Below are 18,586 nucleotides of genomic sequence, written 5' to 3'. Positions count from 1 at the left end.
TTTTGTTATTCATCAATTCGAATGACTTCACCTTGCGGGAAATTCTCAGTTTCTAGTAAGCTACGAATTGCTTTCGCAACGTATTCAGGTGACAGTAGTTTTCCTTCTTCTTTTAGTGCGATGAAGCGGTCTAAATTTATGAAGTCTTCTTTATTTGTTTCACGAATTTGTGCTTGCATACTTGTATCAACAACACCAGGTGCAAAAGCGACGATTTTTACTGGATATTCTTTTTCTGCTTCTTCGGTTGCTACGCACTGTGTAAACATATTTACACCAGCTTTCGTTGTACAATAAGCGCCCCATCCAAAATAAGGATTTTTTCCTGCACCAGATGAAATGTTTATAACACGTTTATCTACTTTCCAGTCTTTCGTATATCTCATGAAAGTAGAGGTAAGAATCATCGGTGCAAGTAAATTAATTTGAACGTTTGTAATGAAAAGCTCGCTTTCTGCCTTTTCAATTGGCTTCATTGGTGCAACCGTGCCTGCATTATTAATTAAATGAATAGATGATATATTGTCTTCCTTCATAGATGAAAGGATCTCGTTAAAGTTAGTTTCTAATTTATGTACATCTTGAAGATCTAAGGAATGAAAAATGCAATGACTGTTATTTTGCTCTGCGAGTTTAGTAAGCTCTTTATTTTCTCTTCTAGAAATAGAGATGACGGTTGTATTTTCTTCTAATAACTGTGTGGCGATTGCCTCACCTAAACCTTGTGAAGTTCCTGTTATGATAACGTAGCGCATAGTGTAGTAAACTCCTCTCCATATATGTGGAATTTTGTTGGACAACGTACATTGTATAGTTTGTCTACATTTTATAGTATAGAGCACTTTTTACTATAATTGAAATGAGATGATTGTGTGCCTTTTATGAATCGCTTTACAACAACAGTAACTGGTGCCGTCACGTTCACTGGGAACACGTTAGGACTAAGTCCTACATCGCCTGCACCAAATAATAATTTCGGTACGATTGATGTATTTACAACGGTAAATACATCGCTCCAAGTACCTGGATTCCCAGCAGGAACGACGAATGACTGGCCATTAAATTCTTCAAGTGCAATTTTGAATCTTCCGGCAGGGAGTAGTATTTTATACGCAGAACTAGTATGGGCCGGCACATACCGGACCGATACAGAGGATGTTTCAGCTTTTTTAAATGATAACATTACATTTACAACACCGGCAGGAACGTTTTCTGTTACACCAAATCCTGCAACTGCGCAGCAAGGTTCAGTAGGGAACCAGTTTTATTACGTACGTTCAGCTAACGTAACGAATCTTGTTAATACAGGGGGAGCGGGAACATATACAACGGGTGCTGTACCGGCTACAAGAACTTCTGCTGATCCAACGGTCAGTCGTTCAGCTGGTTGGACGCTTGAGGTAGTTTATCAAAATACAAGTTTACCACTTCGGAATTTGTCAGTGTATGCAGGCCAAGAAATTATTGATGCTTCATCACCACCAGTTGATGCTACTATTTCAGGTTTCGCAACTCCATCTACAGGTTCTGTTACAGGAAGAGTACTTGTAACTGCTCAAGAAGGTGATTCTAACATTGTTGGAGATCAACTTCGCTTTGGACCGAATGCGAATGCTACAGTTGCTTTATTCGGACCGAGAAATCCCGCAAATAATTTCTTTCAGTCACAAATTTGTAATGATAGTGGGAATTTAGATACAACTGGCACCTTTGGAAATTTGAATCAGCCGTTAGGGATAGCTTTAGCCGTCCGAAGACAAGGATGGGATATTACGAATGTAGATGCCTCGTCATCATTAGTAAATAATCAAACGTCAGCGACTGTTCGCTTCGTTACAAATGGAGATGGATATGCTGCAGCTGGTTTTGGTGTTCAAATTGATGCGACAGGGCCAATTATAAATCCTGTTAAATCTGTTGATAAAACCGTTGCAGCAGTAGGTGATATTCTCACCTATACGATTACTGTTCCGAATACAGGGACAGGAAGTGCAGAAAACGTTGTATTACAAGACAGTATTCCGAATGGAACTACGTTTATAGCAGGCAGTGTTACAGTAGGTGGAGTAACTCAGCCGAGCGCCAATCCAGCTAGTGGAATTAATTTAGGAACGATACCGAATAATGCTCAAAGAGTTGTCACGTTTCAAGTGAGAGTTACGTCATTCCCGAATCCGAATCCAATTTCAAATCGTGCGATGGTGTCATACCAATTCCGTCCTTTTGTTGGAAGTCCTCCTATCACAAGTACAGCTTCTTCAAATACAGTACAGACGACGATAAATCGCGCAAATGTAAGTTTACAAAAATCTGTAGATCTACAGACGGCAACAATTAATGATGTATTAACGTACACAGTGAATGTCACCAACGATGGGAATGTCGCTGCAAATAATGTTATTTTTGTTGATAGTATACCTGCTGGAACAACGTTTATAACAAATAGTGTTACGGTAAATGGAGTAGCGCGTCCAGGAGCAAATCCGGCAAGTAGTATTAATCTTGGAAGTATTAATGCTTCGCAAACGACTGTAGTGCGCTTTCAAGTTCGAGTAACATCTAATCCTCTTGTAAATCCAATTCCAAACCGTGCGAGTGTAACATTTAACTTTATTCCAGTGCCTGGTCAGCAACCAATTTCAGGCCAAGCGACAAGTAATACTGTATTTACTACAATTAATATAGCTGATATAAGAACGAGAAAAACAGTAGATAGAGCTTTTGCGACAGTTAATGACGTTCTTACGTACACCGTTACAATTGAGAATACCGGGAATGTACTTGCGACGAATGTTATTTTTCAAGATCCAATCCCAATTGGAACGACTTTTATCCTAAATAGTGTGACTGTAGATGGGGTTTCACAACCTGGGGCAAATCCTGCGACTGGGTTTACCGTAGCGAATATATCTCCTGGCGGAAGTAGGACAGTGACTTTTCAAGTACGAGTGACATCTACACCATCAGGAGGTACGATTGCAAATCGTGGAAATGTGTCTGCTAATTTCGTCGTTATTCCGAATCAGCCACCGATAACGATTAATAGACAAACGAATACAGTTGTGACACAAGTTAATACAGGCGGTTTAAATGTAATAAAAGAAGTGAATACAATGCAAGCGGCGGTAGGGGATACTTTAACATACACAATTGCCGTCCAAAATACAGGAAACGTACTGTTAACAAATGTATTTTTCCAAGACCCTATTCCTTCCGCTGTTTCATTCGTTGCAAATTCTGTAACAATTAATGGAGTACCACAAAGTGGATTGAATCCAAATACAGGATTTTCTCTTCCAAATATTCCTGCGGCTCAAACAGTTGTAGTCACATTTGACGTATTAATTGTACAGGATCCAGAAAATGAAGATATTTTAAATCAAACAAATGTAACAGCGAGTTTTCAAGTGAATCCGAGTGAACCACCAGTAACAATCAATGTTCCGAGTAATGTTGTGAATACAACAGTACAATCAGGGAACTTTGAAGTTGTGAAGGCAGTGAATACGGATGTTGCAACGGTAGGGGATGTTTTAGTATATACAATCGAAATAATTAATGCAGGTAGTGTAACAGCTACAAATGTGTTTTTCCAAGATTCAATTCCGCAAGGGACTTTATTTATTGAAAATAGTGTATTGGTTAATGGTGTTTTACAAGAAGGGGCAGATCCAGAACTTGGATTCCCATTAAATAATTTGCCTACTGGCACGAGTGTAATTGTTACGTTTGAAGTATTAATTGATGAAATTCCCCAAGGAAATAATGTCGTCAATAATGCGAATGTCACTGGAGATTTCCTTGTAAATCCAACAGAGCCACCAATTACTGTAACAGTGCCAAGTAATACTGTTATGACAGTGGTGAATTCTTCAGGGTTAAATGTAATGAAGAGCGTAAGTGCTAGTGAAGCAGGTGTAGGGGATACGTTAACGTATACAGTTCGTATACAAAATAGTGGAACAGTAGCAGCAACAAATGTATCATTCCTTGATCCAATTCCATCTGGAACAACATTTGTAGCAAATAGTGTAACAATAAACGGAACGTCTCAACCAGTTTTAAACCCAACAACTGGATTTCCGCTTGCTAATATTCCAGTAGGAGGAACGGTAACAGTTGCTTTTCAAGTGACGATCACGAGTGTACCACCAAATAGAGTTCTTCCGAATAATGCGAATGTAACAGCTGATTTTCAAGTAAGTCCTTTGCAGCCGCCAATTACAATTGTAACGATTAGTAATATTGTTGTGACACGAGTGAATGTAGGATCAATTAATGTAATAAAGAGTGTAACTACACCACAAGCAGGTGTAGGAGATACGTTAACGTATACGATTCGTATTCAAAATACAGGAACTGTTCCTGCAACGAATATTATTTTTCAAGATCCAATTCCGTCTGGTACTGCGTTTGTAGTAAATAGTGTGACGATAAATGGAGTCGTTCAGCAAGGCGCGGATCCTATGGCAGGTTTCCCAGTACCAAATATTCCTGTCGGGCAAACGGCTACGATTACGTTTCAAGTTACAGTGACGAGCGTTCCGAGTGGTGGAAATATAAGAAACCAATCGAACGTTACTGCAAGTTTTCTTATAAATCCAGCCAATCCTCCAATAACAACTGTTACGAATAGCAATTTCGTCGTGACGCAAGTAAACACAGCGCAGTTAAATATACAAAAATCTTCATCTGTACAACAAGCGGCACTTGGAGAAATTTACACGTATTCTGTTGTCATTAGAAATAATGGAACGGTAACAGCGACGAATGTCTCTTTCATTGATCCAATTGCTTCAGAAACAACATTTGTAGCAAATAGTGTAACGATAAATGGAACTCCTCAACCTGGATTTGATCCAAATATAGGTTTTACGCTTCCTAATATAGCTGCTGGCACATCATTGACTGTAACGTTCCAAGTAACAGTAGTTGCACCATCCACGCGTGGAGCCGTACTAAACACCGCATCTGCAACAGCTACTTTCTTATTAAATCCTTTACAGCCCCCTGTAACAACAACAAATTCAAGTAATACGACAGTAGTTACGATACCGTTACCTCCTCCTGGTGAAGTAACAGCAACAAAAACAGTTGACGTTGCAACTGGAGCGGTTGGGGATGTATTAACGTATACCGTGCTAATTTCAAACGTAGGAATTATACCTGTTACAGATGTGTTCTTCCAAGATGTCATACCAGAAGGAACGACATTTGTAGAAGATAGTGTAACGATAGGTGGGGTGCAGCAACTTGGTGTAAATCCAGAAATAGGATTTACAGTTACTCCATTATTAATTAATGGTGGAAGTATTGAGGTAACGTTCCGAGTGACGATTACAGAAATTCCAGATAATGAAGTCATATTAAATGATGCAGACGTTACATTTACTTCACAACCAAATCCGCAGGAACCACCGATTACGGAAACGATATTAACAAATTTAGTCGTTACGACAATTAATATAGCGTTTATTTTTCCGTTAAAACTAGTAGATAAAGAAGTAGCGATTGTAGGAGAAATTTTAACGTATGATGTATTGATTTTTAATTTTGGAACAGTGGCAGCGACGAATGTTCAATTTATAGATACTACTTCCGCGGGTGTAGCATTTGTACCGGGAAGTGTGAGCATAAACGGGGTACCAGCACCGGGATTAGATCCGTTCATCGGCTTTACAGTTCCAGATATACCTGTAGATGATTTTGTGCTTGTCACATATCAAGAGATGGTAACGAGCATACCAGAAGGTGGTACAGTTGTTAACTTTGTAGACGTTACCGCTACATTTGCTGTAAGTGAAACAGAACCGCCTATTACTGAGACGACGACAGGTAACACGACATTAACCGAAATAAATGAATCTGGTTTGAATGTTTTAAAATCAGTAAGTGAGCCGATTGTTGCAGTAGGCGATACAATCACATATACGACAGTAGTTCAAAATACGGGAACAGTGACGGCGACGAATGTTCAATATAGTGATGTATTACCTTCCTCTATAGCATTCGTGCCGAATAGTGTAACGATAGGTGGTGTGATACAACCTGGGTTCAATCCTAATAATGGATTCCCGCTGCCAGATATAAATCCAGGGGGAAGTGTAGAAGTCACATTCCAAGTAAACGTTGTTAGTGTTCCATCAAACGGAACAATTGCCAATACGGCAAATGTTACTGGAAGCTTTATATTAGTACCAGGAGAACCACCAGTTATAGTAAATCAGCCAAGTAACACAACGCTCACAACTGTAAATAGAGGACGATTTAATGTTATTAAACAAGTAAATAGAGCAGCTACTCTCGTTGGAGATGTATTAACGTATACAGTTCAAATAACGAATACAGGAACAGTAACAGCAAATGATGTTCAGTTTATTGATACAATTTCAGCAGGAGCGTCATTTGTATCGAGTAGTGTAACGGTAAATGGAGTTTCGCAACCAAACTTAAATCCGATTACTGGATTTGGAGTTGGAGATATACTCGTTGGTGAAACCGTTATAGTGACGTTTCAAGCGATAGTTACAACCATCCCGTCATCAGGAACAATTACGAACGTTGCAAATATAACAGGAAACTTTACTTTAGTGCCAGGAGAGCCACCTGTTGTAGTAACTGAACCGAGTAATACGACGATAACAAGGGTAAATAGAGGGCGCTTTAATGTTATAAAAACCGTGAATAAGCAAGCAACGCGATTAGGAGATACGTTAACGTATAGTGTGCAAGTTACAAATACGGGAACGGTAACTGCGACGAATGTTCAGTTTATTGATGTCCCATCGCCTAGTTTAGAATTCGTTGCAGGAAGTGTGCAAATAAATGGGATTCCACAAGTAGGTTTAGATCCTTTTGTAGGCTTTTCATTACCTGATCTTGCAGTAGGGGATAGCTTATTAATCACATTTGAAGTAAACGTAATCGCAATTCCGCCTTCTAGTAGCATTATGAATACAGCGAGAGTAACTGGTGATTTCGAATTGATTCCAGGAGAACCACCGTTTACAATTACGAATTCAAGTAATACGACAGTCACACCAGTAAATAGAGGCAGTTTAGATATGCTGAAAGAAGTAGATCATTCAATTGTTGGAGTAGGAGAAACGGTAACGTACCGTGTTCGCATATTAAATACTGGTACGGCTGATGCAATGAATGTTAAATTTATTGATGTACTATCTCCGGAAGCTGTTTTTGTACCAAATAGTGTAACGATAAATGGAGTAGCGCGTCCGGGAGTAAATCCGCAGGTTGGATTTACGATTTTAGACATTCCAGTCGGTGAGACGGCGATTGTAACATATGAAGCTACGATTACGAGTTTTCCAGATGGTGGTACAGTAGTGAACGTTGCTGGGGCATCAGCAGAATATATTTTAGTACCAGGAGAGCCGCCAGTTACAGTGATGGACACGAGTAATACAGTTATTGTAACGGTAAATACTGCAATCTTATTTGTTGCAAAAGGAGCAAACTTTGAAGTAGCGATGGTAGGAGATGTTGTCACTTACGGAATTGCTGTTATAAATGATAGTACAGTTCCTGTGACGAATATTGTTTTAACGGATATCATTGATCCGAATACGTTATTTATAAATGGCACGGTAACAGTAAATGATGTACCTTTTCCATTTGCTAATCCGAATACTGGTATTTCGTTAGGTGATTTTCAGCCAAATGATGCAGCTATTATTAATTTCCAAGTTGTAATAACAGGAGGGCAAATCAATAACTTAGTTACAAATACAGCGACAGCGAGTGGGTTTGCAACTGTGAATCCAAATGAATCGCCTGTAGTAGTTGAAGGTGATAGCAATACAGTTGTTATCCCGTTTATTCCTCAAAATGTCTCAACGACAGTCGTAAAAACAGCGGATCATCAAACAGCAACAATAGGAGATGTTATTACGTTTACGACAGTTATTACAAATACGGGGGATACTATCATACAAAATATTCGTTTTCAAGATATGTTAGATAGTAGTGTTCGATTTGTTCTTGGAACTGTAAAGGTTGATAATACGCTAGTGCCAAATGTAAATCCAGTATCAGGATTTCTTATAGGAAGTTTAAATCCAGGTGAAGCACGCACAGTCTCGTTCCAAGTAGTAGTTCAGAGCGCGCCAAGTGGTTCAGGAAATTATATAAATCAAGCGAGTATTCGTTTCGAACATCAAGTAGGAACAGTATTGCCACCTGTTACACAAATAGTAGAAAGTAATATGGTTATCATTCTATTTGCTCCAACGATCGAACAAATTTGTGAAACAAACTTTAATTGCTTAGATAAAATTCCATTTCAATGTTCTCCGTGTAATCAGTTGCACGAACATAAAAAATAAAACAAAAAAGAGCATCCTATTCTTTCAGGATGCTCTTTTGGTATTAATCACATAGATTCATTTTCGGGCGAGGTAAAAAACTCGTTGATTTTGTTGGAAAGTAGAAATGGAAGGGCTCCTTTTATTACAGAAATATCCCAATCCCACCATGCAAGATTCTCTAGTTTGTCAATCGTTTCTTGCGGGAAACGATATCGAATAAATTTTGCAGGATTACCAGCTACAATTGCATATGGAGGTATGTCTTTTGTGACAACACTCTTTGCCCCAATAATGGCTCCGTTACCAATTGTAACACCAGATAAAATGCAGGATTGATAACCAATCCATACATCGTTGCCGACTACGATGTCACCTTTTGAAGAAGGATGACCAGTAATATGTGCTCCTTCATTAAAAAATGCATTAAATGGGTAAGTTGTTATCCAGTCTGCGCGATGTTCACCGCCAAGTATGAAAACGACTTCTTCTCCTAATGAACAAAACTTACCTATTTTTAATTTCGTTTCATCATTCCAAGAAAAAATGGTTGGACCTACTTTACTATAAGTATAATCACCAATATCATATTTATTATATTCAGGTTTTTGATTTAAAAATAACATAACAAATTTAGCATCCTCTCTAAAGCAAGTAATGGATATGGAACATTATATGCAACTTGGAATAAGTCGAACTGTGTTGTATGAATTGGTAATACACAATTAGTAGGTGCAACGAATAAAAAGGGAGTGGAATGAATGATATACAAAATGGGATTATATAATAAACCTTTTCAGTCAATTAAATCAGGAAAAAAAGTATATGAAGTACGTTTATACGATGCAAAACGTCAACTTATAAAACAAGGCGATCATATTGTATTTACGAACCTTACGACAGCAGCAACGATGACTGTCAAAGTGACGGAAATAAAACGATACGAAAGCTTTAAAGCAATGTACGAACAAATTGATAAAAAATTATTGGATTGTGAAAATGATAGTTTAGAGGAAATGCTAGAAAGTACATACAAAATATATACGAAAGAACAAGAAAAAAAGTGGGGAACAGTTGCGATTCGTATTGAGGTAATAAAATGATAAGAAATCGCGGCGGGGCTATCATTGTGCAGGAAGGGAAAATTGCTCTTATAAAACGTATTCGAGAAGGGGAAACATATTATGTTTTTCCAGGCGGAGGAATTGAAGAAGGAGAAACAGCTGAAGAAGCAACGAAGCGAGAAATTTATGAAGAATTAGGGGTACATATAAAAGTGGAGCAACTGATTGCAAAGGTGGAGTATAAAGGTACGGAGTATTATTTTAATGCCCATATTATAGATGGAGTTTTCGGAAGTGGTAAAGCTGAAGAATTCAAGCTGAAAGATAGAGGGAGTTATATTCCGTTGTGGTTGCCGATACACGAGTTGGAAAAAGTGAATATAAAACCGTATGAAGTGGTCGGAAGCATATTCAATCATTATAAAAAGTAAGGTCTGACAACATACAAAAAAAACCATTGACATAGTCTTCTGATTTAAGTATTGTATTCGAGTATGTTTATAATCAGGAGGTTTATATGAGCAATCAATCTACTACACATCATGTGAAAATGACAACAGCAGATCCATCTGGAATTGGTCTATTTGGATTAGCGATGGTAACACTTGTAGCATCATCTCAAAAGTTAGGCTTAACAGATGGCGTTTCACTTGTCTTACCGTGGGCAATCTTTTTAGGAGGATTTGCACAAATCTTTGCGTGCATTCACGATGCAAAGCATAACAATACGTTCGGTACAACAGCATTCGGTGCATACGGCCTATTTTGGTTAGGTGTTGGAATGACTTGGTTAATTCAACTTGGAGTATTTGGCGAAAAATTAGCACAAGCTGCAGATTCAAAACAGCTGGGTGTAGCCTTTATTGGATATTTGATTTTCACAATCTTTATGACAATTGGTGCAATGGAAACACATAAAGTATTATTTATGATTTTCGTCCTTATTGATTTCTTATTTATTGGTCTTTCATTAAGTACTTTAGGTGTTATGCCGCATGCAATGCATAATTTAGCAGCGTATTCTGAACTATGTATTTCATTATTATCTTTCTATGGTTCAGCAGCAGCAGTGTTAAATACACACTTCGGTAAAGTTGTATTACCAGTTGGAAAGCCGTTTGGTATTTTTAAAAAGTAATAAAAAAGCACAGGTGATTGTATAGTCATCTGTGCTTTTTTGTATGGAATAAATAAAAATGAAAAATATAATTGAAATTGATTCTCATTATTAATATAATGAGAATGAGAATCATTTATTGTAAGAGGGGGATGCCGAAGTGGCAAAAATTTTAATAGCTTATGCAAGTATGTCAGGAAATACAGAGAGTATTGCTGATTTAATAAAAGTTAGTTTAGATGCTTTTGATCATGAAGTAGTATTGCAAGAAATGGAAGGCATGGATGCTGAAGAATTATTAGCCTATGATGGAATCATTTTAGGATCTTATACGTGGGGCGATGGTGAATTACCGTTTGAGGCGGAAGATTTCCATGAGGACTTAGAAAATATAGATTTATCAGGGAAGAAAGTAGCGGTATTCGGATCAGGTGATACGGCGTATGAACTATTTTGTGAAGCGGTAACGATATTTGAAGAAAGACTTGTAGAACGCGGTGCAGAGCTTGTGCAAGAAGGATTGAAAATCGAACTAGCTCCAGAAGATGAAGAGGATGTTGAAAAATGCAGTAATTTTGCAATTGCATTTGCTGAGAAGTTCTAAGAATGGGAGTGTCAACGTGGAGACAATGTTAAGTGCAACCGCTATTACAAAGTTAAGAGATGGAAAACTTATGTTAGCTACTACATATAATGGCTTATTTATTGAACGAGACGGAGAATGGAAACAAATATTAAATGGTTTTCAAAAACGAATTAGGGATTTACATAGCGAAGATAATGTAGTGTATGGTGTAGGTGACGAAGGGATTTTTATTCGTAGTATGAATGGTGGAGAGAACTGGACGGTTCAGCGTTTTCCAACAAAAGCAACGAGTTGGAATGTTTGTAGTAATGTACAAGGAACAGTCATTGCTCATGGAGATAAAACGTTGTATCATTCTAATGATTTTGGTTCGACATGGGAAACCATTCATCCATTTCTTGAGTATGGTGGCGGGGCACCATCTATTCGATCGTTATTTTTATATAAACATTACTTATTTATCGGTACGAAAATACATGCTAAATATGGTGGTGTTTGGCTCTTTAATTTGGAGACACGTAAATTAAAGAGGATTAAAATCGTGATGAATCAGATGATCTCAGCGTTGACTGTACACAATTCTTATATAGTAGCAGCGAGTGGATCATGCAAGGGTATTAGCGGGAATATTTCTTTTTGTAAAATAGATGAAAGTATTGAGAGTGAAAAAACATATTGGCATACATGTCAAAGTGAGCAGAAAGCAAGTAGCTATTTAGCCTTGAGTGTAGATCAACATGTGCTATATACAACGTCAACGCAAAATAAGGCGGGGATTAGTACGGTTTGTCGTGTACTTCTAGAAGAAGAACTTGTTACAGTATGTGACTCAGTTAAAGGGCATGGCTGGCGCATCGTTAACCAAAAAGAGGGTTATGTTGTAGCTGGATCAGGTGAATCAAAAGCGATGCAATGGAAGAAAAAAATTATATAGCAAAAAAAACTTTACTTTTATTATATTGATATGATATAGTTACTTTAAACCATTTTACTTTTAATAATATAGAGATTTAAATGAGCTGTAACTTCCGAGGAGGATAGCAATGTTAAATCTCCTCTGGGGTTGCAGTTTTTTAATGTTTGAAGTATTATTGTAAAGTGGTTGAAAATGAATATGTACATATAGGTACATTGTAGGAGGATTTTTTAAATGCAAAACGGTAAAGTAAAATGGTTTAACGCAGAAAAAGGTTTCGGTTTCATCGAAGTTGAAGGCGGAGAAGACGTATTCGTTCATTTCTCAGCTATCCAAGGCGACGGCTTCAAATCTTTAGAAGAAGGTCAAGAAGTTACTTTCGAAGTAGAACAAGGTAACCGTGGACCTCAAGCTACAAACGTAAACAAGAAGTAATTACGGAAAAAAGAAGGGCTTGCCCTTCTTTTTTTTGCATTTTTATTGAATAACCTCCTATGTACATATAATAATGAGATTAAATTTTTGTTTATTAGACGAAGTATTTCATGCATAAAGTGCATGAATGAATAAATAAATACTGAAAATAGAGTATGTGTGTGAAAAGGAATTTAGAAAGAGGTAAATAAATTGGAAAACGCTACACATTTTATTGTGTTCGATATAGAGAGAAATTTCAGGCCGTATAAATCAGAAGATCCGTCAGAGATAGTTGATATCGGAGCTGTAAAAATAGAAGCAAGTACAATGAAGGTAATTGGAGAATTTTCGGAGTTAGTAAAGCCGAGTGCACGACTCACTCGTCATACGACAAAATTAACGGGAATTACAAAGAAAGATTTAATTGGTGTGGAGAAATTCCCACAAATTATAGAGAAATTTATTCAATTTATCGGAGAAGACTCTGTATTTGTTTCATGGGGTAGAGAAGATTATCGTTTTCTATCTCATGATTGTACGTTATACGGTGTAGAATGCCCATGTATGGAAAAAGAGAGCAAATTTGATTTGCAGAAGTTTGTTTTCCAAGCGTATGAAGAGTTATTTGAGCATATACCAAGTTTACAATTTGCAGTAGAACAGCTCGGTTTAACGTGGGAAGGGAAGCAGCACCGAGCTTTAGCGGATGCTGAGAATACAGCGAATATACTTCTTAAAGTATATAGCGAGAGAGACATTCATAAACGGTACAAAAGACATGGTGAGCTTGAACTTGTAGAGAACGGAAAACTAACAGAAAAAGCGAAAAAAAAGATGCGAAAATGGGTATTTAAAGAAATGAGAAAAAATACAGAGCGTCCTTTCGTTTGGAGTGCATTTGAAAGTAGTGACACGTGGGAAAGTATAACGGAAAGATATTATATAAGTGAAGCTACAATAGAACTTCTGAAAAAGCATTTTCGTACGGCGGTGAGAAAGGCGGAAAGGCAGATTAGGCATTTGGCTGAGATGGAGAAAGTAGTAGAAGAAAGTTAGTAATATAACCAATTTTATTCATATGTACAACTAAACTTCAGGATTAAGTCGCAGAAGTTTAGTTGGAAAATTCACGGCTCGTCCCGTATTAGGAATGGAGTATTTTATTGTTTTTAGTACGAATGTACAAATTATTTGTTTTCTGAGAAAGATAATGGAGAGTAGTGTGAGGGATAGAACAAAATAGGGAGCAAATTACGCAGAGGATTCAGTATTTAGGGAGAGATAACGTGAATTTCTAGTTTGAAATATAATAGGAATAGCATTGTTTACATTGTTCGAATTAACGAGTTAATATTCACTTTCTGAAAATGGAATATTTAACTTGTTTTCTACAGTACGTAAACGTTGGTTTAAACGGTTCAACCGACGGGTATGTCGCTCAACTGTATTTTCTAATTGATGAACTCTTTCATTTAAGTTATTCACCTGAAAGTTTAACTTGTTTATTTTTTGTTCAAGTTCGTATATCTTTCTTTCTGATGAATTGTAACACCCCATATAAATCCTCCATTCTATTAAAGTAAATTTAATCTATAGTAGTATATGTATAAATGAAAGGTAACTGAATTTAGAAAAAATGGAAACGCTTAATATATCTTTAAATCGTGGTGTATTAAAGATTAAAATCGAAGAATAAGATAAAAGTTTTATACAAGGGGGGATAGTGATAGACATGGATATTAAAGACGTCACGGTACAGATGGAATTAAACGGAGTCTTTTGGAATGAGGATGGGCTTGCTGAAATGACGGTGACTACAAAAGAAGAGCATTCTCTTCTTCTTAGTCTAGTAGTTGACTTAGAAAGTAAAACTATTAGGGCGACGAGTGCCGAAATAGTGAATGGATTCTGCCCTCTGTGCAAACAGAAAAGGGACGAATGTAGTGAACTTAATGACTTACAAAACAAAATGGATATTTTAGAAGAAGCTTACGATTGGGTGAGAGAGCATCCAGAATATCGTTTTCAATTATCTTTTTATGGGTACAATAAATTTGAGGTAGTGAAGTGAAATTTTCATTTTACCAATATACATAGTGACTACTCTAATGGAAATACACTTGTACAACAAGGAAGGAATCTACTTGATTCCGCAACAAATATCATCTTGAGTTAAAAAAATTAAAAAATATGTCCCAAATAAAAGAGCGCTCGTTAACAGCGCTCAGTAAAAATAGGGATATGGAAGGATTTATTCAATCCCGTTCGGATCATAAGAATACTGCTGCTTATTCTCAATCCGTTCAATCACATCTTGCAACTCATCCGGCTTCAAAAACTCAATTGGAGAGAAGCCTTTCTCAAACGTAAGTGTATCAGCCTCAATCATTAATACGTATCGATCATTTACCTTTGCGATATGTATTTGATCCCCGAAATCAGCAAGCAGGGCCTTTACGGAGATATGATCTGCTTTTAGCTTTAATTCCACTTCAGGAGCGTGCTCGACGATTTGAGCGGTAGCTTCCATTACTTCTTCGGTTGAAAATTGTTCCATAATTTCGCGTTTCGGACTGGCAGCCCATACTTCCATTGCTTGGTCGAATTGTTCGCGTTCTTCCGTACCTTCTTCAAATACATCTTCAATTTGGTCGTATACCATGTCCATTACTTGTGTTTTCATAATTTCAGGCATAGAGCGTTCGTACTCGACGAATTTTAAGAAGTCTTCAAAGTAGCGGGCGTGTGATGCTTGGTGAATTTTTAGCTCACCCACTTCGACCATACCTTCTTCAGGCATGTACGGATATTGGATAGATTTCATGTTTTTTGTTGTGATGGCCATTTCAACGTTACGAATCAGTGTGGATTCATCTGAAATAGAAGCGACTTTCGGTTCGAAGTCACATTTCATAACGAAAACGAATGGATCATCAAAGTATTTGCGTAGTTTTGCTTGCGCAATTAAAAATACACCACCGCGTACAGCGCTTGTGTCCAGATATGTATAAACGAGAGGTTCACTCATATCTTTGAAGTTTTCCTTTGTTTCCGCAAAGCGAATGCGATTAAAGAGGTTGTAATGAGGGTTTGAATCAAGTTCGTGCCCTTCTTCTACAATGAAGCGACCGATCTTTGTCGGAGCTTGTTCTGTTTTCGCATGACGTTCTACTTTTCGCTTTGAAATTTTTAATAATTCACCATTTAAAAATTCTTTTAAGGAGCTATCTTCATACTCTTCAGCGTCTAACGTTTGAAAATGTTTGTAGCGTTTATCAACAGCTTCACCTTTTCCTTCTACTTGTACAACATAAAAGGAAAGATAATTTATTTCAAAATCCATATTTATCACCTTGTTTCATTTCATTAACTCTTATCAGTATAGAGATGGAAAAAACTTTCGTCAATTTATATAAGGAAGGGTGAGCCCCTTCCTTATATATTTTTTACTTTTGAAATTAAAATCCGTCTTCTAATGCTGAAAATGGAATGTTTAGTCTGTTTTCAATTGTACGTAAACGTTGGTTTAAGCGGTTTAATCTACGTGTATGACGCTCAACCGTGTTTTCTAATTGACGTACTCTTTGCTCAAGCTCATTTACTCGTCTTTCTAGTTGACGGTTTCCAGTACCAGGAAAAGAGATTGGAAGTTGGAATTGTCGATTTTGATCATATGGATTAACTTGTTCTGCTGGATCTATATATTGTTGGTATTGTGCTTGTAAATCATATTGAGGCTGATAACCATTTTGGTTATATGGATCGTATGGATTGTAGGGGTACATAAAAACATCCTCCATTTCTTTAAAATAGGTTAATTCACCATAATGTATGTGTAAAAGCGGAGTGTGGCACGGCAAATACCTATTTATGCTCACGGGATGTTTCTTTATAAATAAGAATATGGAGTTTTTACATTTGTATTTCTTTTGTTTTATGGTATATACTGGATAATAGGGTGAGGTTACATAAAAGTTACAATTCTATCAAACTCAAAATTTTATGTAAATATGTATAGACATTTACAAAAGAAAAGAGTAATTTATATAGAGTAAAAAATAACTTGTAACATTTTATAAATATATTGTAAAATGATTGTAACAAAACATACATAAAAATGAAATAATATATAAAAGTAATGTTTGGAAAAAGGGGAGAGTCTATTGTTCCGTAAAGTAAAGGGTATATTAGTTGGGGTGTTATGTGTAGCTGTAGTAAGTGGTTGTGGCACAAAAGTAAGTGATGTTGCATTAGTAAGTGACATTGGTGGCCACACGGTAGAGGCTAAAGCAGAAGTACAGGATTCTATTAGTTTAGTTGATGGTCGTACAGGTACGGAAGTGAAAAAGCTAGATTTATCGAGTCTAGGTTATTTTGAAGATGAAGCAAAATTTAAAAAATCGGTAGAGAAGGTTGCTAAGGAAGTTGGTAAAAACGTTGACAAAAAGATGGTTCCTTCACGTTTAGCATCTGACGGAAGTTGGCAAGAAGGAAAGCCTTCTTTTGAATTAATGGAAAAAGAGCTAGTAAATAAATTATTAAACGTTGGTATGTGGGATTCTTCATATCAATTACCTATTGTTGAGAAAAAGCCTGTCGCAACATTAAGTGATGCGCAAGGAAGTGGTACGGTAATTGGTAGATATGAAACGAATTTAGGTGGCTCAGCAGGTGGCCGTATTGAGAATATCCGTTTGTCAGCAGCGAGCATAAATGGAGTTGTATTAGCAAAAGGAGACAGTTTCTCTTTCAATGCATTAATTGGTGATACAACGCCAGATAAAGGATATCAACTAGGAAAAGAAATTGTAGATGGTAAATTAGTAGATGGATACGGCGGTGGTGTTTGTCAAACATCATCAACTTTATATAATGCAGCAGATCAAGCTGGTTTGAAAATGGTAGAGAGAACGACACATTCTAAAACGGTAGGTTATGTTCCACAAGGAAGAGATGCTACAATTGCATATCCATACTTAGACTTAGTGTTTGAAAACACGAATGATGCACCTGTGAAACTTTATATGGGCATTCAGGGTGGAAAGTTAGTTGCTGAAGTACATAAAATGAAATAATAGTTATAAAGTCACCTTTTCTGAAAGTTAGAAGAGGTGACTTTTTTATTATGAAAATAAAAAATGATTGTAAATTCCGACTTTTCTTATTTACATAGGATGATTTTAGTTGTATCCTTCATAGTAACGGTTATATGAAATAGGAAAATATCAGGATAAGGAGATGGAGTTATTCATGGTACAAATTCATCCGAAAACACGTATTGGTCATGTTGAATTTAAAGTGCAAAATTTAGAGCGCCAAATTGCATTTTATGAGAATGTAGTAGGCTTAGAAGTAATTAAGCAAGAGGCGAATAAAGCATATTTATCAGGAAAAGGTGGAAAGAACACGTTACTTGTTCTTGAAAAGTTAGAGGACGGGGTACTGCAAGAGCCGCGTACGACTGGTATATATCATGTAGCCTTTTTAGTTCCGACTCGTGAGGCGTTTGCTTCGGCATTATTTGGTGTGATTCGAAATAAGAATGTAATTGATAGCCCGGCTGAGCAAGAAGGGCGTTATACATATTCAAATGAAATTTTACCAATTTCAAGGTTTAATAGTGCAAGTGATCATACGTATAGCGAAGCTTTTTATTTACAAGACTTAGAGGGAAATGGTATTGAAATTTATGCAGACCGTCCGCGCGATCAATGGGGAGAAGGAGCAGGAGGCAGTACGCCGCTTGATTTAAAAGAACTGGCAACACTCGTTGATTATGAGGTTGATGGGTTGCCTGCTAATACTGTCGTTGGGCACGTACATTTACGAATAGCGGATGTAGAGAAGTCACACGAGTTTTATGTAGAGACAGTAGGATTTGAAGTGCAACAGCGTGAAGATGACTGCTTATTCATGTCTGCAGGAGGATATCATCACCATATAGGTGCAAATACGTGGAACGGAGTAAATAATCCACATCCACCAGCGTATGCAACTGGACTTAAGGTATATACAATTGTATTACCACATAAAGAAGCGTTAGATGAAGTGAAAGAAAGATTAATAGAAAAACAACATAAAGTAAACGAAAGTACAAACGGATTTACAGTAGTAGATCCTAGTGATATTACAGTGCAGTTTGAAATAGAGACAGCATAAAAG

General features: G+C 37.0%; 15 protein-coding genes and 1 pseudogene. 11 read left to right on the top strand and 5 right to left on the bottom strand.

All coding sequences use genetic code 11. The features are described 5' to 3' along the window. Window positions 1-5: 5 nt before the first annotated feature. Window positions 6-755, bottom strand: a complete 750-nt coding sequence (locus DN393_RS11090; RefSeq protein ID WP_001271045.1) for a (S)-benzoin forming benzil reductase — start codon at window positions 753-755, stop codon at window positions 6-8. 117 nt (window positions 756-872) lie between these two features. Here DN393_RS11090 and DN393_RS11085 point away from each other — a divergent pair, with 117 nt between their 5' ends. Continuing rightward, window positions 873-8,345, top strand: coding sequence for a DUF7507 domain-containing protein (locus DN393_RS11085; RefSeq protein WP_149173497.1), 7,473 nt, complete (start codon window positions 873-875; stop codon window positions 8,343-8,345). 47 nt (window positions 8,346-8,392) lie between these two features. On the opposite strand, the gene DN393_RS11080 is transcribed toward DN393_RS11085, so the two are convergent. Then, window positions 8,393-8,950, bottom strand: a complete 558-nt coding sequence (locus DN393_RS11080; RefSeq protein WP_149173496.1) for a CatB-related O-acetyltransferase — start codon at window positions 8,948-8,950, stop codon at window positions 8,393-8,395. Between the two features lie 135 nt (window positions 8,951-9,085). On the opposite strand from DN393_RS11080, the gene DN393_RS11075 reads away from it, so the two are divergent. The 7 genes from DN393_RS11075 (at window position 9,086) to DN393_RS11045 (ending at window position 13,480) form a co-directional block, all read left to right on the top strand. Continuing rightward, a complete protein-coding gene (locus DN393_RS11075; protein ID WP_000639513.1) occupies window positions 9,086-9,427 on the top strand; it encodes an ASCH domain-containing protein in 342 nt (113 codons plus the stop codon). Then, complete coding sequence (locus DN393_RS11070; RefSeq protein ID WP_064476935.1) at window positions 9,424-9,819, top strand: NUDIX hydrolase; 396 nt, start codon at window positions 9,424-9,426, stop codon at window positions 9,817-9,819. Before DN393_RS11075 ends, DN393_RS11070 begins: the two co-directional genes overlap by 4 nt. Window positions 9,820-9,905: 86 nt before the next feature. Then, entirely contained in the window at window positions 9,906-10,526 is a 621-nt protein-coding gene (locus DN393_RS11065) for an acetate uptake transporter (RefSeq protein WP_000070921.1), read from the top strand. Between the two features lie 139 nt (window positions 10,527-10,665). After that, window positions 10,666-11,109 carry a flavodoxin gene (locus DN393_RS11060; RefSeq protein WP_001062763.1) on the top strand — a complete coding sequence of 148 codons (444 nt, stop codon included), beginning with the start codon at window positions 10,666-10,668 and terminating at the stop codon, window positions 11,107-11,109. A gap of 16 nt (window positions 11,110-11,125) precedes the next feature. Beyond that, window positions 11,126-12,025: a WD40/YVTN/BNR-like repeat-containing protein gene (locus tag DN393_RS11055; protein ID WP_000449520.1), complete on the top strand. Its 900-nt coding sequence runs from the start codon at window positions 11,126-11,128 to the stop codon at window positions 12,023-12,025. A 216-nt stretch (window positions 12,026-12,241) separates the two neighbouring features. Continuing rightward, window positions 12,242-12,442, top strand: a complete 201-nt coding sequence (gene cspB / locus DN393_RS11050; protein ID WP_001179147.1) for a cold shock-like protein CspB — start codon at window positions 12,242-12,244, stop codon at window positions 12,440-12,442. A 192-nt stretch (window positions 12,443-12,634) separates the two neighbouring features. After that, window positions 12,635-13,480, top strand: a complete 846-nt coding sequence (locus DN393_RS11045) for an exonuclease (RefSeq protein WP_149173495.1) — start codon at window positions 12,635-12,637, stop codon at window positions 13,478-13,480. Window positions 13,481-13,771: 291 nt separating this feature from the next. Here the strand turns inward: DN393_RS11045 and DN393_RS32390 are convergent. Beyond that, a pseudogene (locus tag DN393_RS32390) lies at window positions 13,772-13,894 on the bottom strand (hypothetical protein); the annotation flags it as partial. A gap of 253 nt (window positions 13,895-14,147) precedes the next feature. Here DN393_RS32390 and DN393_RS11035 point away from each other — a divergent pair. After that, on the top strand, window positions 14,148-14,495 hold the full coding sequence (locus DN393_RS11035) for a hypothetical protein (RefSeq protein WP_064476933.1): 348 nt from the start codon (window positions 14,148-14,150) through the stop codon (window positions 14,493-14,495). Window positions 14,496-14,675: 180 nt separating this feature from the next. On the opposite strand, the gene DN393_RS11030 is transcribed toward DN393_RS11035, so the two are convergent. Continuing rightward, window positions 14,676-15,767, bottom strand: a complete 1,092-nt coding sequence (locus tag DN393_RS11030; RefSeq protein WP_000345047.1) for a DUF3900 domain-containing protein — start codon at window positions 15,765-15,767, stop codon at window positions 14,676-14,678. A 115-nt stretch (window positions 15,768-15,882) separates the two neighbouring features. Further along, window positions 15,883-16,224, bottom strand: a complete 342-nt coding sequence (locus DN393_RS11025; RefSeq protein ID WP_116480664.1) for a hypothetical protein — start codon at window positions 16,222-16,224, stop codon at window positions 15,883-15,885. 363 nt (window positions 16,225-16,587) lie between these two features. Here DN393_RS11025 and DN393_RS11020 point away from each other — a divergent pair, with 363 nt between their 5' ends. Both DN393_RS11020 and DN393_RS11015 read left to right on the top strand, forming a co-directional pair. Beyond that, complete coding sequence (locus tag DN393_RS11020; RefSeq protein ID WP_064476932.1) at window positions 16,588-17,499, top strand: VanW family protein; 912 nt, start codon at window positions 16,588-16,590, stop codon at window positions 17,497-17,499. Window positions 17,500-17,674: 175 nt separating this feature from the next. Next, on the top strand, window positions 17,675-18,583 hold the full coding sequence (locus tag DN393_RS11015; protein WP_142387354.1) for a VOC family protein: 909 nt from the start codon (window positions 17,675-17,677) through the stop codon (window positions 18,581-18,583). Window positions 18,584-18,586: the final 3 nt, after the last annotated feature.

The organism is Bacillus sp. BPN334 (assembly GCF_008368885.1).
Classification (GTDB): domain Bacteria; phylum Bacillota; class Bacilli; order Bacillales; family Bacillaceae_G; genus Bacillus_A; species Bacillus_A wiedmannii.
The sequence above is the reverse complement of the archived record's forward strand: the minus strand, read 5'-3'. Positions and strand labels throughout refer to the sequence as shown.

Coding starts and splice junctions, on each gene's coding strand:
- DN393_RS11090 (WP_001271045.1), bottom strand. CDS start 755: ATGCGCTACGTTATCATAACAGGAACTTCACAAGGTTTAGGTGAGGCA.
- DN393_RS11080 (WP_149173496.1), bottom strand. CDS start 8,950: ATGTTATTTTTAAATCAAAAACCTGAATATAATAAATATGATATTGGT.
- DN393_RS11075 (WP_000639513.1), top strand. CDS start 9,086: ATGATATACAAAATGGGATTATATAATAAACCTTTTCAGTCAATTAAA.
- DN393_RS11070 (WP_064476935.1), top strand. CDS start 9,424: ATGATAAGAAATCGCGGCGGGGCTATCATTGTGCAGGAAGGGAAAATT.
- DN393_RS11065 (WP_000070921.1), top strand. CDS start 9,906: ATGAGCAATCAATCTACTACACATCATGTGAAAATGACAACAGCAGAT.
- cspB (WP_001179147.1), top strand. CDS start 12,242: ATGCAAAACGGTAAAGTAAAATGGTTTAACGCAGAAAAAGGTTTCGGT.
- DN393_RS11030 (WP_000345047.1), bottom strand. CDS start 15,767: ATGGATTTTGAAATAAATTATCTTTCCTTTTATGTTGTACAAGTAGAA.
- DN393_RS11025 (WP_116480664.1), bottom strand. CDS start 16,224: ATGGAGGATGTTTTTATGTACCCCTACAATCCATACGATCCATATAAC.
- DN393_RS11015 (WP_142387354.1), top strand. CDS start 17,675: ATGGTACAAATTCATCCGAAAACACGTATTGGTCATGTTGAATTTAAA.